Annotated in this window: 14 protein-coding genes and 1 pseudogene; 7 read left to right on the top strand and 8 right to left on the bottom strand. The window is 73.8% G+C overall.

Annotation, left to right across the window (positions count from 1 at the left end; genetic code table 11):
- Window positions 1-662: DUF2336 domain-containing protein (locus AX737_RS25535; RefSeq protein ID WP_156453960.1), on the bottom strand; the 662-nt coding region annotated here is incomplete at its 3' end.
- A 286-nt stretch (window positions 663-948) separates the two neighbouring features.
- On the opposite strand from AX737_RS25535, the gene AX737_RS25530 reads away from it, so the two are divergent.
- Entirely contained in the window at window positions 949-2718 is a 1770-nt protein-coding gene (locus AX737_RS25530; protein WP_066926321.1) for an N-acetylglutaminylglutamine amidotransferase, read from the top strand.
- Window positions 2719-2822: 104 nt separating this feature from the next.
- On the top strand, window positions 2823-3662 hold the full coding sequence (locus AX737_RS25525) for a class II glutamine amidotransferase (protein WP_066926329.1): 840 nt from the start codon (window positions 2823-2825) through the stop codon (window positions 3660-3662).
- 90 nt (window positions 3663-3752) lie between these two features.
- Here the strand turns inward: AX737_RS25525 and ftrA are convergent, their stop codons facing one another.
- Window positions 3753-4721, bottom strand: coding sequence for a transcriptional regulator FtrA (ftrA, locus tag AX737_RS25520; protein ID WP_066926316.1), 969 nt, complete (start codon window positions 4719-4721; stop codon window positions 3753-3755).
- A gap of 88 nt (window positions 4722-4809) precedes the next feature.
- Here ftrA and AX737_RS25515 point away from each other — a divergent pair, with 88 nt between their 5' ends.
- On the top strand, window positions 4810-5223 hold the full coding sequence (locus tag AX737_RS25515) for a rhodanese-like domain-containing protein (protein WP_066926314.1): 414 nt from the start codon (window positions 4810-4812) through the stop codon (window positions 5221-5223).
- A gap of 13 nt (window positions 5224-5236) precedes the next feature.
- Here AX737_RS25515 and AX737_RS25510 read toward each other — a convergent pair whose 3' ends face one another.
- Window positions 5237-5455 carry a hypothetical protein gene (locus tag AX737_RS25510; protein WP_066926311.1) on the bottom strand — a complete coding sequence of 73 codons (219 nt, stop codon included), beginning with the start codon at window positions 5453-5455 and terminating at the stop codon, window positions 5237-5239.
- A gap of 418 nt (window positions 5456-5873) precedes the next feature.
- Entirely contained in the window at window positions 5874-6059 is a 186-nt protein-coding gene (locus tag AX737_RS25505; RefSeq protein WP_066926309.1) for a hypothetical protein, read from the bottom strand.
- Between the two features lie 252 nt (window positions 6060-6311).
- Here AX737_RS25505 and AX737_RS25500 point away from each other — a divergent pair, with 252 nt between their 5' ends.
- Complete coding sequence (locus AX737_RS25500; protein WP_066926305.1) at window positions 6312-6590, top strand: hypothetical protein; 279 nt, start codon at window positions 6312-6314, stop codon at window positions 6588-6590.
- A 24-nt stretch (window positions 6591-6614) separates the two neighbouring features.
- Here the strand turns inward: AX737_RS25500 and AX737_RS36430 are convergent, their stop codons facing one another.
- From AX737_RS36430 to AX737_RS25485, 3 genes are all read right to left on the bottom strand, one after another.
- A complete protein-coding gene (locus tag AX737_RS36430; protein ID WP_066926302.1) occupies window positions 6615-7052 on the bottom strand; it encodes an RNA polymerase sigma factor region1.1 domain-containing protein in 438 nt (145 codons plus the stop codon).
- Between the two features lie 98 nt (window positions 7053-7150).
- Complete coding sequence (locus tag AX737_RS25490; protein WP_066926299.1) at window positions 7151-7786, bottom strand: alpha/beta hydrolase; 636 nt, start codon at window positions 7784-7786, stop codon at window positions 7151-7153.
- Between the two features lie 27 nt (window positions 7787-7813).
- Complete coding sequence (locus AX737_RS25485) at window positions 7814-8755, bottom strand: ring-cleaving dioxygenase (protein ID WP_066926327.1); 942 nt, start codon at window positions 8753-8755, stop codon at window positions 7814-7816.
- A 135-nt stretch (window positions 8756-8890) separates the two neighbouring features.
- On the opposite strand from AX737_RS25485, the gene AX737_RS25480 reads away from it, so the two are divergent.
- Entirely contained in the window at window positions 8891-9802 is a 912-nt protein-coding gene (locus AX737_RS25480) for a LysR family transcriptional regulator (RefSeq protein ID WP_066926296.1), read from the top strand.
- A gap of 85 nt (window positions 9803-9887) precedes the next feature.
- Here the strand turns inward: AX737_RS25480 and AX737_RS25475 are convergent, their stop codons facing one another.
- A complete protein-coding gene (locus tag AX737_RS25475; protein ID WP_238231918.1) occupies window positions 9888-12557 on the bottom strand; it encodes an ABC transporter ATP-binding protein in 2670 nt (889 codons plus the stop codon).
- A 171-nt stretch (window positions 12558-12728) separates the two neighbouring features.
- Here AX737_RS25475 and AX737_RS25470 point away from each other — a divergent pair, with 171 nt between their 5' ends.
- Window positions 12729-13913 carry a glycosyltransferase gene (locus AX737_RS25470; RefSeq protein ID WP_238231920.1) on the top strand — a complete coding sequence of 395 codons (1185 nt, stop codon included), beginning with the start codon at window positions 12729-12731 and terminating at the stop codon, window positions 13911-13913.
- A pseudogene (locus tag AX737_RS25465) lies at window positions 13910-14192 on the top strand (colanic acid biosynthesis glycosyltransferase WcaL); the annotation flags it as partial. The gene AX737_RS25470 and the pseudogene AX737_RS25465, both read left to right, overlap by 4 nt.

The following is a 14192-nucleotide window of genomic DNA, read 5'->3' as shown; positions in this document are numbered from 1 at the left end:
GGGCAGGGGCGGAGCGCCGCGGTCGCCTCGACGCTCTCGCGGATCGCCTCGCGGCGGAGCGGGTCGGCGTGCAGGTAGAGGGGCGCCATCTCGGCGGCCGAGAGATCGGGCCGGGCGAGCAGTTGCCGGCCGAGGTCGGGTTGCGTGCGGCCGCGGGCGACGAGGCGCGCGGCGGCCGAGGCCTGCAGCACGATGCCGGTGTTGGCGGCGAGCGCCCGGTCGATCGCCGGGTCGTCGCGCCCGATCAGGTCCTCGATCGTGGCGCGGTCGAGGCCCGGCCGGGCCGCGATGGCGCCCGCGAGGTCCGCCCCGTCGCCGAGCGCGGCATCGAGCAGGCGCGGGCTGAGCGTGGGCACGCCCGCCACCACGGCGTCGCGCACCGCCCCGCCGCGGTGGGCGAGCGCGGCGAGCACCGCCTCCGGCGTGCCCGGAAAGGCGGCGAGCTTCTCGGCGACGATCAGCGCCGTCTCCTCGTCCACCGTCGGGATCAGGCCGCAGGCCAGCGCCTCGAAGGATTCCCGCTCCGCCCGGTCCCGGCGCTCCGCCTGCACGAACAGGTCCGTCTGAACCCGCAGCACCACGGGCTTCAGGTCGAGATGCGCGACGCGCGACAATTCGATGAGCCCGGACAGGTCCGGCGCATTCTCGACGGATGGGGGCATGGCACTTCGGGTACGCAACGTGGGTAACCGCAGGCTAACGAGACCGGCGTGAATCGACCTTTAAGCGCTGCCCCGCCAGGCCGCGCCGACCTGCGCCAGAGCGGGATTCATCCCCACCGATCCCCGCTATCCAGAGGCGGGCGGCCCGTTTGGTGCATCGGCCGGTCACGGATTCGAAAGGTCGGGGACCGCGCCGGGGCGCCTTCGACCGCGCGGGGCTGGAACGGCCCGGGCGCGGCTCGGTTGTGCCGCCTGGGGGCTGCCCGAGGAAAGGCGTTCGGCTGCCATGTGCGGAATCTGCGGCGAGATCAGTTTCGGGGGCCCGGCCGATCCGGCCGCGGTCCGCGCGATGATGGGCGTTCTGAGCCCGCGCGGGCCCGACGCCAGCGGGCTCTTCGCGCAAGGGGCGGTCGCCTTCGGCCATTGCCGCCTCAAGATCATCGACCTCTCGGAGGCCGGCCAGCAGCCGATGGTCGATCCGGAACTCGGCCTCGCGGTCGTGTTCAACGGCTGCATCTACAACTACCCGGCGCTGCGCGAGGAGCTGACGGCCAAGGGCTACCGCTTCTTCTCGACGAGCGACACGGAGGTGCTGCTCAAGGCCTACCACGCCTGGGGGGCGGCCTGCGTCGAGCGGCTTCTCGGCATGTTCGCCTTCGCGGTGCTGGAGCGCGACGGCGGGCGCGTCGTCTTCGGCCGCGACCGGCTCGGCATCAAGCCGCTCTACTTCGCGGAGACGAAGGGGCGGCTGCGCTTCGCCTCCTCGCTCCCCGCCCTGCTGGCGGCGGGCGACGTCGACACCGCGATCGATCCGGTCGGCCTGCACAATTACATGAGCCTGCACGCGGTGGTGCCCGCGCCCCGCACCATCCTCAAGGGCGTGACGAAGCTGCCGCCCGCGACGCTGCTGACCGTCGAGCCGGACGGCCGCCGCCGGGAGAGCACCTACTGGACCCTCGACGTCGGCCCGCGTCCCGAGGATGCCGGCGTCGGCGAGGCCGAGTGGCGCGAGCGGGTGCTCGACATGCTGGCGCTCGCCGTCGAGCGGCGCCGGATCGCCGACGTGCCGACCGGCGTGCTGCTCTCGGGCGGGCTCGACAGCTCGCTCCTCGTGGCGCTGCTCGCCCGCAAGGGGCAGCGGGGCCTCAAGACCTTCGCGGTCGGCTTCGACGCGGTGAACGGCGTCGAGGGCGACGAGTTCAAGTACTCGGATCTCGTCGCCCGGGAATTCGAGACCGACCACCTCAAGATCGCGGTCGATCCGGCCCGCACCCTGGAGATGCTGCCCGCCACGATCGCGGCGATGTCCGAGCCGCAGATGAGCCACGACGCCGTGGCCTTCCGCCTGCTCTCCGAGGAAGTGGCCAAGCACGTGAAGGTGGTGCAGAGCGGCCAGGGCGCCGACGAGATCTTCGGCGGCTACCACTGGTACCCGAAGATGGCCGGCTCGACCGATCCGGCCGCCGACTACGCCCGGGTCTATTTCGACCGCGACCACGCCGAGATGCGCGAGACGCTGGCGCCGGACTATCTCGGGGCGGATGACAGCGGCGACTTCGTGCGCGACTACTACGCGCGTGCCGCCGCGAAGGACCCGATCGACGCGACCCTCCAGCTCGACACGCAGGTCATGCTGGTGGACGACCCCGTCAAGCGCGTCGACAACATGACCATGGCCTGCGGGCTGGAGGCGCGGGTGCCCTTCCTCGACCACGAGCTGGTCGAGCTCGCCGCCCGGGTGCCGGCCGCCCTGAAGGTGCGGGACGGCGGCAAGTCCATCCTCAAGGAGGCAGCCCGCACGGTCCTGCCGGCCGCGGTGATCGACCGGCCCAAGGGCTACTTCCCGGTGCCCGCCCTCAAGCACATCCGCGGCCCCTACATGGACTTCGTGCGCGACGTGCTGGACCGGCCGCAGGCCCGGGAGCGCGGGCTGTTCAACCGCACTTACGTCGATCACCTCCTGGCCGACCCGGACGGCACGCTGACGCCCAAGGGCCATTCCAAGCTCTGGCAGGTCGCCCTGCTGGAATCCTGGCTGCAGACCCACGGGATCTAGAGCCGGGCTGCCCGTCCGCTCAAGGTGACGCGGTTTCTCCACGATCCTGGCCGATGGGGACCGGGCGCGGCGCCTGCCGCGCCAACGAGGGAGTGGGGACGCGCATGTGCCGCTGGATCGCCTATCGGGGACGCACGATCCCGCTGGAGCGCTACGTCACCGAGCCGGGCCACTCGCTCGTCGCGCAGAGCATCCAGGCGCTCGAATCGACCGCCAGCACCAACGGCGACGGGTTCGGGCTGGGCTGGTACGGCGACCATCCCGAGCCCGGCCTCTACCGCGAGGTCCAGCCCGCGTGGTCGGACGAGAACCTGCGCTACCTCTGCCGGCACCTGCGCTCGCACCTGTTCTTCGCCCATGTGCGGGCGGCCACCGGCACGCCGATCACCCGGCCGAACTGCCACCCCTTCGCCTGCGGCACGTGGCTGTTCATGCACAACGGCTATATCGGCGACTGGACGCGCCTGCGCCGCCCGATCGAGGCGCTGATCCCCGACCCGCTCTATCCGTCTCGCGGCGGCACGACCGATTCCGAGGCGGTGTTCCTGGCGATCGCGGGCGCCGGGCTCGTCGGCCCGGGTGCCGGCCGCGACCCGATCGAGGCGACGGCGGCGACGCTCGCCGCCCTCACGGATCTCGTCGGCGGCCCGGCGGGCGGCCACCCGTTCCGCTTCACCGCGGCGCTCGCGGACGGGCGCGACCTCTACGCCTTCCGCTACGCGGTCAACGACGCGGCCAACAGCCTGTACTACCGCGAGTCCGAGGACGGCGTGCTGGTGGTCTCCGAGCCCCTCGACCGCGAGCACCGGAACTGGATCGCGGTGCCCGACAACAGCGTGGTGGTGGCCCGCCACGCCCGGCCGGCGGAGGTCGTCTCGCTGAGGGCGTACGGGCTGGCTCCCAGCGCGCCGCTGCCGCGGATGCAGGTGCGGATGAGCGCGTGAGGCGGGGCCGTTCGGCCACCTTCCGCGCGTGCTCTCCCTCCCCCGCAGAGGGGGGAGGGAGAGCGCGTCCCGCCAACCGGCCCCTTCCCCTCAGGCCGTAACCAGACCCGCTCGGTAGCGCGCGGGGCTGGTCCCGAGCCGCGTCCGGAAATGATGCCGCAGCGTCGCCGCGCTGCCGAAGCCGCAGGCGGCGGCGATGTCGTCGATCGGCCGGGCACCGGTCTCCAAGAGAGCGCGGGCGCTCGCCAGACGCTCCGCCAGAAGCCACGCGGCCGGGGTCGTGCCGGTCGTGGCGCGGAAGCGGCGCAGGAAGGTGCGCGGGCTCATCCCAGCCTCGGCCGCGAGCGTGGCCAGGGTGTGCGGCCGGTCGAGCCGGGTCCGGACCCGGTCGAGCAGCGGCGAGAGCCGGGCGCCCTCCCGCGCGGTCGGCACCGGCCGCTCGACGCGCTGCCTCTGGCTCCCCTCGCGATGGGGCGGCACCACGAGCCGGCGCGCGACGAGGTTGGCGGCCTCCGGCCCGAAATCCCGCCGCACGAGGTGCAGGCAGAGGTCGATCCCCGCCGCGCTGCCCGCCGCCGTGAGGACCGTGCCCTCGTCCACGTAGAGCACGTCCGGCACCAGCACGGCGTCGGGGGCTGCCCGCGCCAGCGCGTCGAGGTAGCGCCAGTGCGTGGTGGCGCGCCGGCCCGCGAGGAGGCCCGCCGCGGCGAGCACGAAGGCGCCCGAGCACAGGGAGATCACCCGGGCGCCCCGCGCGGCGGCCGCCCGCAGCGCCGCGCACAGGGGCTCCGGCACGGGTGCGGCGGCCCCGCACCAGCCCGGTACCACCACGGTGCCGGCCTCGGCCAGGAGGTCGAGACCGCCATCGACCGCGATCCGGATGCCGCCGGTCGCCCGCAGGGGGCCGGGCTCGATGCCCGCAACCGCGAAGCGGTACCAGTCCGGCCCCATCTCGGGCCGTTCCAGCCCGAAGACCTCGACCGCGATGCCGAACTCGAAGATGCAGAGCCCGTCATACGCGAGGGCGACGACGAGCCGGTCGGGACAAGCGTTTGGCATGATCTTGACGCGGATCGGCGGGAGCGGCGCTCACGCCCCCTCATCCCACGCCGCATCCTGGCCCTGCAACCGGCACAGGAGACACGCCGTGGGAAGCCAGACCGCAAGCCGCGTCACCGAGACCTCGCCCGCCCCCGCCATCGAGGCCGAGGCGCATTTCGCCCGCCGCCTCGCGCTGGAGACCGACTGCGACGACGTCCACGCCGCCCTCGCAGGAGGAGCGCCCGATTTCGTGCTCCTCGACGCCCGCGGCCCGGCCGCCTTCGCGCGGGGCCACGTTCCGGGCGCGCTGAACCTGCCGCACCGGGCGATCACGCCCGAGCGGATGGCGGCCTGGGCGGCCGACACCCTGTTCGTCGTCTACTGCGCCGGCCCGCACTGCAACGGGGCCGACAAGGCCGCCCTGCGGCTCGCCCGCTGCGGGCGTCCGGTCAAGCTGATGATCGGCGGCCTCACCGGCTGGCAGGACGAAGGATTCGCCCTCGCGACCGGGCCGGGCTGAGCGGATCGCCGCCTCACGACACCGCGATGCGCCGGAGCGGCCGGCCCCGCGCGTCGCGGATCACGATCTCCCAGGGCCCATGGGCCCCCGTGAGGCGGCCGGCCATGCGGATCTCGCGGAGCACGTCCTGGGCGTGGGCCGTGGCCGCGTCGAGGTCGGAGGTCTCCAGTCCGCCCTCGTCCGGGACGGTCTCGTCCCCGTCGATCAGGTCGAGGTAGAAGCGGGGCGCCACGGTTCGCGGATCCGGCCTGCCGTCAGGTCCCGGGGAGGATAGGCGGACGCGAGGGCCCGGACAAAGCCCGTGGGGCTCAAGCCCCCTCGCGGCGGGTCCGCAGGCGGTCCGCCGGAGTGTCCGGAGGCTCCTGTCGGTGAGATTCTCGGAGATGCGAATCCTGATGATGCGACGGCCATGCGCTCGGCGGACGGGCAGGCCGGGGTGCGGCGGGACCGGTGCGACTCTCGGGCTGGACGCCCAGGCTGATCGAGACCAGCCGACCGGTACGCGGGTCGAGGACCACCATCGCGGCCTCCTTACTCGTTACCCCCGCGATCAAGACATACGTGGAATCTGGCCAAAACTTGGCTGCCCCCTCAAAACCCCCGCATTTCACAGCGCTCGACTGGGAAACAGCGGTCTGCGACCGACTCCGTCAATGGCGGTCGGCGCCCCGGGCGCGCTCGCGCTCCTGCCGCCGAAGGGCCAGGATCAGATCGACATGCGTGGCCGGCAGGGGCTCGGCGGCGACCGCGCTGTAGCGGGTGCGGAAGCTCGCGGCGAAGCCGGCGCAGGCACCCTGGCGGCGGGCTTCCTCGAGCGGCTGGGCAGTCCGGGGCATCGATGTTCCCTCTCCGTTCTGAGGGCACCATCGCGCTCCGATGGTTAACGACGGGTTAAATGTTCCGCTTGAGTTCGCGTTATCAACCTTGGCCGTTCCGCGGCCGGCCCCGCGTTCTTCCGATGGCCTGTTCGTTGCCGAAGGGCCACACCGCGGACGAATGACGCCGTCCGCCCGCGATCAGCCACACTGCGCCCACACTGACCTGTAAAAGGGCGGAGCAGATCGCAGCAGAGTTCAAGAGGTCCGGCGATGAGCAAGCGTGAACAAGCCTCGACGGCGCCGGTGGTCCCGTTCCCGGCCCAGCTCGCGACTGTCGAGGCGGACGAGAACATCGCCTCGATGATCGACGTGCTCCAGGAACAGCTGAAGCTCGCCCGCGAGGGCAAGCTGCGCTCGGTCGCCGTCGTGTCGGTCTCCTCGGACGGGCAGGCGGTCGGAACGCAGTGGTCCTGCCAGCGCAGCGACATCACCGGCCTGATCGGCAAGCTGACCGTGCTGACGCACGACCTGATGGCGTCGCGCAAGTAGGGCCCGCGCTCCTTCGCCCGACGCTCAGCGCCGGACGAGCAGCAAGACCACCACGATCACCAGCACGGTGAGCGCACCGGCCGCGAGCACGGCGCGGGTCGCCGTCACCCCGCCGCCGGCCGGCCCGGGGCCGGATCTCGCCGCCGCCGCGGGGGCGGAGGCGGGCGCAGCCGCGGCCCGCGCCGTCGGGGCAGACGCCACCGCGACGGCCGGGGCCGTTGGGAGCGGCGGCAGCTCGGCGACGGGCCGGACCGGGTGGGGGCGCCCGGCGGCCTCCAGCGGCCCCTCGAACTCCACCTCGACGCCCGCCTCCTCCAGTTCCAGCACCACGAGCGCGATGTCCTCGGCCGTCATGGTCGCGGTGGGCAGGTGCGCGCGCAGTTCCTCCGACGAGATCCGCCCCGTCGCCCGTCCGAGGGCGATCAGGCGATCGAGGATCCGGCGTTCGATGGCCGCGCTCATCTCCGGGCCTCCTTGGGTGCCGGGCGGCCCGGAGGCGGGCCGCCCGGTCGGAGAACCCCCGGCGCGGCGGTTCGTTCGCTCCTCGCGCGACCCCGGTCCTACGCCGCCGCCGGGATGGCGGCCCGCCCCAGCCAGGCCTGCGCCTCGGCGACGTCCGCCTGGGACAGGCCGTGCCCGGCGGGAAGGCGGCGGTGCTCGACCGCGGCGCCGGCCCGGGCGAGCCGGTCGGCGAGCGCGGCCGCGCTCGCCTCCGGTACAATCGGATCGAGGGCACCGGACAGCATCAGCACCGGCCGGCCCGCGAGGTCGGCCCCGGCTTCGGCCTCCCCGAAGGGCAGCATCGGCCGCAGGAGCACCGCGCCCGCGAAAGTCTCGGGGCGCAGCAGCAGCGTGGCGGCGGCGATGTTGGCCCCGTTCGAGAAGCCGAGCGCGACCGGCGCGCCGATCCCGTAGGCCGTCCGCGCGGCGGCCACGAAGTCGGCCAGCTCGTGGGCGCGGCGGCGCAGGTCCGCCTCGTCGAAGACGCCCTCGGCGAGGCGCCGGAAGAAGCGCGGCATGCCGTTCTCCAGCACGGCCCCGCGCGGCGAGAGGAGGGGGGCGCCGGGCGCCACCATCCGGCCGAGCGGCAGCAGGTCGCCCTCGTCGCCGCCGGTGCCGTGCAGGAGGAGGAGCGGAGCGCGGTCCGGCGCGCCCGGCTCGAAGCGGTGGATCAGGCCGAGATCTCTCGTGGTCATGGCGACCTCCTTGGTCTGGCGTTGCGATCAGGCGACCGCGGGCAGCACCGCCTCGATGGAGGCGCGGTGCGGTTCGAGGTGCGGCGGCAGCTTCAGGGCCTGCCCCAGGCTCTCGGCCGGCTCGTCGACCGCGAAGCCCGGCGCGTCGGTGGCGATCTCGAACAGCACGCCGCCGGGCTCGCGGAAGTAGACCGAGCGGAAGTAGTTGCGGTCGCGCTGCTCGGTGACGCTAAGCCCGTGCTCCGACGCGAGCCGCTCGGCCATCGCGGCCTGCTCGGCGTCGTCGGCCGCCCGGAAGGCGACGTGGTGGACCGAGCCGGCCCCCGCCCGTCCGGGCAGGAACTGGCCGACCGCCCGGAGCGTCACGGCACCGCCGATCTTCGGGCCGCCGTCCTTGGCCCCGCTCTCCAGCCGGATCGCCGAGCCCTCGCGGCCGGTCTCGCGGAAGCCGAACACACCTTCGAGGATCGCGGCGGTCGGGCCGGCCTCGGCGAGCAGCAGCGTGACGCCGTGGAAGCCCCGGATCGCGTGCTCGGCCGGGATCCCGTCCGCGAAGGCGGGCTCGTCCTCGGCGCCCGCGACGCCCACGAGGGCCAGCATCATCCCGTCCGGATCGCGGAAGCGCAGCGTCGACTCGCCGAAGACCTGCACCAGCGCCTCGTGGCGCACGCCCTCGGCGACGAGCCGGTGCGTCCACCAGCCGAGCGAGGCGCGCGGCACCCGGAAGGCGGTCTCCTGCGTCTCGCCGATCCCGACCCGGCCCGGGCCTGCATGGGCGATGGGGAAGAAGGTCAGGATCGTGCCCGGCGTACCGGATCCGTCGCCGTAATAGAGGTGGTAGGTGCCCGGATCGTCGAAGTTCACGGTCTTCTTCACGAGCCGCAGGCCGAGGACGCGGGTGTAGAAGTCCACGTTGCGCGCGGCCGGGCCGCTGAGCGCCGTGACATGGTGGATGCCGTTCTCGGACATGATCGTCTCCATTCCGGGCGCGTCGCGCCGTTCTCGCCTGGGCGCGTCGCGCCGTTCTCGATGGGGACAATCTGAGGCTTGCCGGCCCGCCTATAAATGGAAACACTGGAAAACCATCGTTTCCGGATCCAGCCGATGCGCCTTCCCGATTTCGAGGCCTGGGCCGTCTTCGCCAGGGTGGCGGAGGCGGGCTCGCTGAGCCGCGCCGCCGAGGATCTCGGCCTGTCGAAGGCCACGGTCTCGAAGGCGGTGAGCCGGCTGGAGGCGCGGATCGGCGCGCGCCTGTTCAACCGCACCTCGCGCCGGCTGGCGCTCACCGAGGCGGGCCGGGCGGCCCGGGAGGACGCCGCGCGGATCCTCGCGGCCGGCGAGACGGCGGAGGCGCGGGCGATCGCGGGGGCGGCGGTGCCGCAGGGGCTGGTGCGGCTCGCCGCGCCGATGTCCTTCGGGGTGCTGCACGTGGCGCCCCGGTTGCCGGACTTCCTGGCCGAGCACCCGCAGGTCTGCGTCGATCTCCACCTCTCCGACCAGCAGGTCGATCTGGTCGGCGGGGGCTTCGACATCGGCCTGCGCATCGCGGCGCTGCCCGATTCCTCGCTGCGTGCCCGTCGGCTCTGCCCGGTCCACCGCTCGCTCGTGGCGGCGCCGGCCTATCTCGAGAGCCGCGGCCGGCCGGAGCATCCGGACGACCTCGTCCGGCACGCCTGCCTCGGCTACGCCTACCTGCCGAGCCCGGACCGCTGGCGCTTCCGCGATGCGGCCGGCGCGGAGGTGAGCGTGGTGCCCGCCGGCCAGCTGCGCGCGAACAACGCCGACGCGCTGACCCCCGCGCTCCGGGCCGGTCTCGGCCTCGCGGTCCAGCCGGACTTCATGATCTGGGAGGATCTGCGCAGCGGACGCCTCGAGCGGGTCCTGCCCGGCTGGGCTCCGCCCCCGATCGCGCTCCACCTCGTCACCCCGCCGGGCGATCCGCGCCCGGCTCGCGTCACGGCGCTGATGGGCTTCCTGCAGCGGGTGCTCGCCGCGGCGCCCTGGGCGCGGGAGTGAGGCGGGATCCGGGCAAACGATTGGGTAGCCGATGCATCCCCTCTCCCCGCAAGCGGGGCGAGGGGATGCGCGGTAGCCGAGCCGCTCATCCGGAAGCGACCGCAGGCTCCATCGTCCGCGTCTCCCCGGCGCGGGCGACGGTGACCTGCTCGGGCAGGCACGCCGCCTCGCCCGGGCCCGCGACCGCGATGAGGCTCGTCTCCGCCATATCCGGGTCGAGCGCGGCGACGAGTCGCCCCAGCCCGCCCTCGAGGGCTGCCGCAGTACCGTCCACCAGCAGGATGTCGGGCCGGCGCAGCAGGGCGCGCACGAGATCGACCGCGGCCTGCTGCCGGGCGGAGAGGTGGCGGCCGCGGTTGCCGACCTCGAATTCGAGTCCGCGGCGGCGGATGCCCGCCTCTAGGTCGAAGGCCCGCACGGCGGCGCGTACCTGGCTCTGGATCTCGACCTCGCCGTGCATGCGCGCCACGTCGATGCGGCCGAACAGCAGGTTGTCCAGGACGGAGGCGAGCGGGTTGATCCGGGCCGGGTCGTAGGGCTCGATCCCATGGCCGTCGGGACCCTGCAGGGCCTGCTGCACGAAGAAGCGGGCGCCGACGATGCGGCTCCGCATCGCCGGCGTGAGCAGGCCGAGGCGCTGGCGCGGCTCGATATAGGGCAGGGTGAGCGCCAGGAAGGTCTCGTTGTCGGGTTGCGACAGGCGCCCGTCGCCGCGGATGCCGGCGAGCCGCTGGGTGAGGTCGGGCAGTTCGTCCGGATCGATCAGCGAGAAGCGCCGGAACAGGGGGTGGCCGGGCGGCAGATCGCGGAAGATCTCGATCAGGCCGCGGGCGAGGCGCACGCCCATCGCCGCGAGGTCGTCGAGGAGCCCGGCGCGGGCCAGCGCCGCGCGGAAGCGCGGGTCGGTGGCGAGCGCCGGGCCCTTCAGGCGGGGATCGCGCGGCACGCCGAACAGCAGGTTCTCGGCGACCGTCGCCTGGGGGTTGTAGCTGCCCTGCGCGAACGGGATCACCAGCCCGGCCATGCCGGCCTCCGCGAAGTGCCGACGCAGGTAGTCGCGTGCCTGGATCATGCGCATGCCCGCCGGGGTGTCATGGGTGACGGAACTCAGCGCCTGCAGACCGAAGCGGTAGAGGTCGTCCTCCATGCCGAGCCGCCCGAGCAGGTCGAGCATGCGGGCGTCGAGGGCGTCGGCATCGGGCAGGCCGAGCGCCGTGCAGTCGATCCAGGGATCGTCCGCCGTCTCGACCGGATTGCCGGTGCGCAGGGCCTCGGCCAGGTAGCGGTCCCGGCGGCCCAGCTGGCGCTGGAGGGCGCCTGCCTTCGCCCGCCAGCGCAGGCCGTAGAGCAGGTTGTCCCGCAGCGAGCCCGGGAACAGCACCGGCACCGGGCCGCAATAGGCGATGCGCCGCGCGCGCGCCTCGGCCGGCAGGGCCATCAGATCCTGGCTGCCCGCCCGCAGCGCGCCGGCCTGCGGCGGCACGAGGCCGGCGATCGCCTGGGCGAGCTGGCGCGCGAGGCCGCTCCCGGGCGAGACCAGCGCGGCCCGCGCCGGCAGGTCCAGGCTGAGATCCGCGATCTCGATGCCGCGGCCCCCCTGCGGGTCGCGCAGGGACAGCCCCTCGGTGGTGAGCGGCCCCACGAGATGGGGCGGCTCCGCCTCCAGCGACGGCTCGGCCGGGCGCAGGCGGTGGGGCGCGAAATGGGCCGCCACGGTCTCGTACTTCACCTCGACGTCGAGGCGCTGCTGGTCCCAGTCGATCAACTCCTTCAAGGGCGGCGGCAGGTCCCGGTAGGCGGCGAGCACCGCGACCAGCTGCCCGATGTCGAGCTGGCCCTTGAGCGCGAACAGGCCGCCGATCGCGTAGAACAGGAACGGCGTGACCTGGGCCAGCAGGTTGTTCAGGTACTTGACCGCGAATTTCCGCCGGTAGATCCGCAGGCGCAGGTCGTAGAGGCCGTGGAGCCGCCCCCCGATCTCGGCCCGCTCCCAGCGCCCCGCGGCATTGGCGGTGACGGTCTCCAGCCCCTCCAGCACCTCGCCGACCCGGCCCGCGAAGGTGCGCGAGGCGAGCTGGCGGCGCCGGCTCAGCCGGATGATCTCGCGCCTGAGCCGCGGGATCACCACCATCTGCACGCCCACCATGCCGCCCGCGACGAGGCCGAGCCAGACGTTCTGCATCAGGATGAAGGCGAGCGCGGTCGCGGCCTGCGTTCCCAGGAAGACCGGCACCACGATCGCGTCGCCGATGAAGCTGCCGATCGGCTCGACCTCGTCGCGGATGATGGTGGCGGTCTCGGAGGCCTTCACCTCCCCTTGCGTCTCCGGGGTGAAGCGCAGCATCAGCGAGAAGAGCTGGAAGCGCAGGCGCCGCAGCATGCGCTCGCCGAGCACCCCCTTCTGCAGGTTGATCCAGAACTTGAACGCGCCGTTGATCAGCACGAGGGCGAGGAACAGGCCGGACAGGCCGAGGAGCAGCTCGGTCCGCCCGACCTCGAAGCCGGAGAAGATCCGGCTCTCGCCCCCGCCGAGCCAGCCCGGCCAGTGCACGGTGAGGCCGAGGAAGGGGGCGGTCGCGTTGCCCCGCTCGAAGGCCTTGCCGGTGATGGCGTCGTTGACGATGCGCCGGGGCAGATCGAGCGAGGCGAAGTAGAACGGCAGAGAGGCGAGGACCACGATGCAGATCGCGAGCTGGTCGCGCCGCGAGTAGCGCCAGATGTACCCGAACAGCTTCGGCTCCAACGCGCGCATCATCACCTGTCCGAACCGTGCCTCACCTCGCGCGGCACGCATGCCCCGCCGCGGACGCATTTGGCACGACGGCACAGGGTGTGCGAACAGGCTCTCGCGCTCCGGCTGGGGAGACACCCGTTGATCGCGTCGCGTCCATCTCCGGCAGGGTTCGGCCCGGAGCCTCCGTGCCGGGTGCTGATCTACAGCCACGACACCTTCGGGCTCGGGCATCTGCGCCGCGCGCGCACCCTCGCCGAGGCGATCGTGCGGGGCGCGCGGGCGCAGGTCGCGATCGTCTCGGGCTCGCCGGTGCTCGACCGCTTCGCGCCGACGCCGGGCGTCACGGCCGTGGCGGTGCCCGCGGTGACGAAGCGCCCGGACGGGGCCTATGCGAGCCGCGACCCGGCGATCCCGCTCGACGAGACGGTCGCGGCCCGCCGGGAGATCATCCTGCGCACCTTCGAGGCGTTCCGGCCGCACCTCGTCGTGGTGGACAAGGAGCCGGCGGGCTTCCACGGCGAGATGCTGCCGGTGCTGGAGCGCGCGCCCGCGCGCGGCTGCCGCCCGGTGCTGGGCCTGCGCGACGTGCTCGACGACCCCGCGCGGCTGGCCGCCGAGTGGGCCCGCAAGGGCGCGGGCGCGGTGCTGGAGCGCCACTACGACGAGGTCTGGGTCTACGGCGTGCCGCGCCTGCACCGGCCGCTGGCGGGGCTCGGCCTCGGGACGGACGTCGAGCGCCGCCTGATCTACACGGGCTATCTGCGCCGCGCCCTGCCGCGGCCGGATCCCGCCCGGCGCGAGCCCGGGCTCGCGGGCGCTCCCTTCCTGCTCGTCACGCCGGGCGGGGGCGGCGACGGCGCGGCGCTGATCGACTGGGTGATCGCCGCCTACGAGGCCGATCCCGGCATCCCGCTGCCGGCGCTCGTCGCCTTCGGCCCGTTCCTGGACGCGGCCGCGCGAAGGGATTTCCTGGCGCGGATCGAGCGCCTGCCGGGACGGCTCGCGGCGATCACCTTCGACGCGCAGATCGAGCTGCTGATCGGCCGGGCCGCGGGTGTGGTGGCGATGGGCGGCTACAACACCTTCTGCGAGATCCTCTCCTTCGACCGGCCGGCGCTCCTGGTGCCGCGCACCGAGCCCCGGCGCGAGCAGGAGATCCGGGCGCGCTCGGCCGAGGCGCTCGGGCTGGTGCGCGTGCTCTCGGAGGCCGGGGGGCGCGCGCCGGGGCGCATGGCCGCGGCGCTCCGCGCCTTGCCGGACCAGCCCGCCCCCTCGCGGGTCGTGCTGCCGGGCCTGCTCGACGGGCTGGGCGTCGTCGCCGACCGGGTGCGGGCGCTCACCGCCGGCCGGCCGCTGTCCGTCGCGGAGGCCCTGTGAGCGCGCCCCGCATCGCCGTGGTGGTGAAGGGCTACCCGCGCCTGTCGGAGACCTTCGTCGCGCAGGAATTGCTGGCGCTGGAGGCGCGCGGCCTGCCGCTCGCGATCTGGTCGCTGCGCCGCCCGACCGAGCGGGACCGCCACCCGATGCACGCGCGCATCGCCGCGCCGGTCGCCTACCTGCCGGAGTACCTGCACGAGGCGCCGCTGCGGGTGCTCGCCGGCCTCGGCCAAGCGCTCCGCCGGCCGCGCCTTCCCCGCCTGCTCGGCCTGTTCCTGC

It is taken from the genome of Methylobacterium sp. CCH5-D2, from assembly GCF_001556475.1.
In the GTDB taxonomy this organism is placed as follows: Bacteria; Pseudomonadota; Alphaproteobacteria; order Rhizobiales; family Beijerinckiaceae; genus Methylobacterium; species Methylobacterium hispanicum.
The sequence above is the reverse complement of the archived record's forward strand: the minus strand, read 5'-3'. Positions and strand labels throughout refer to the sequence as shown.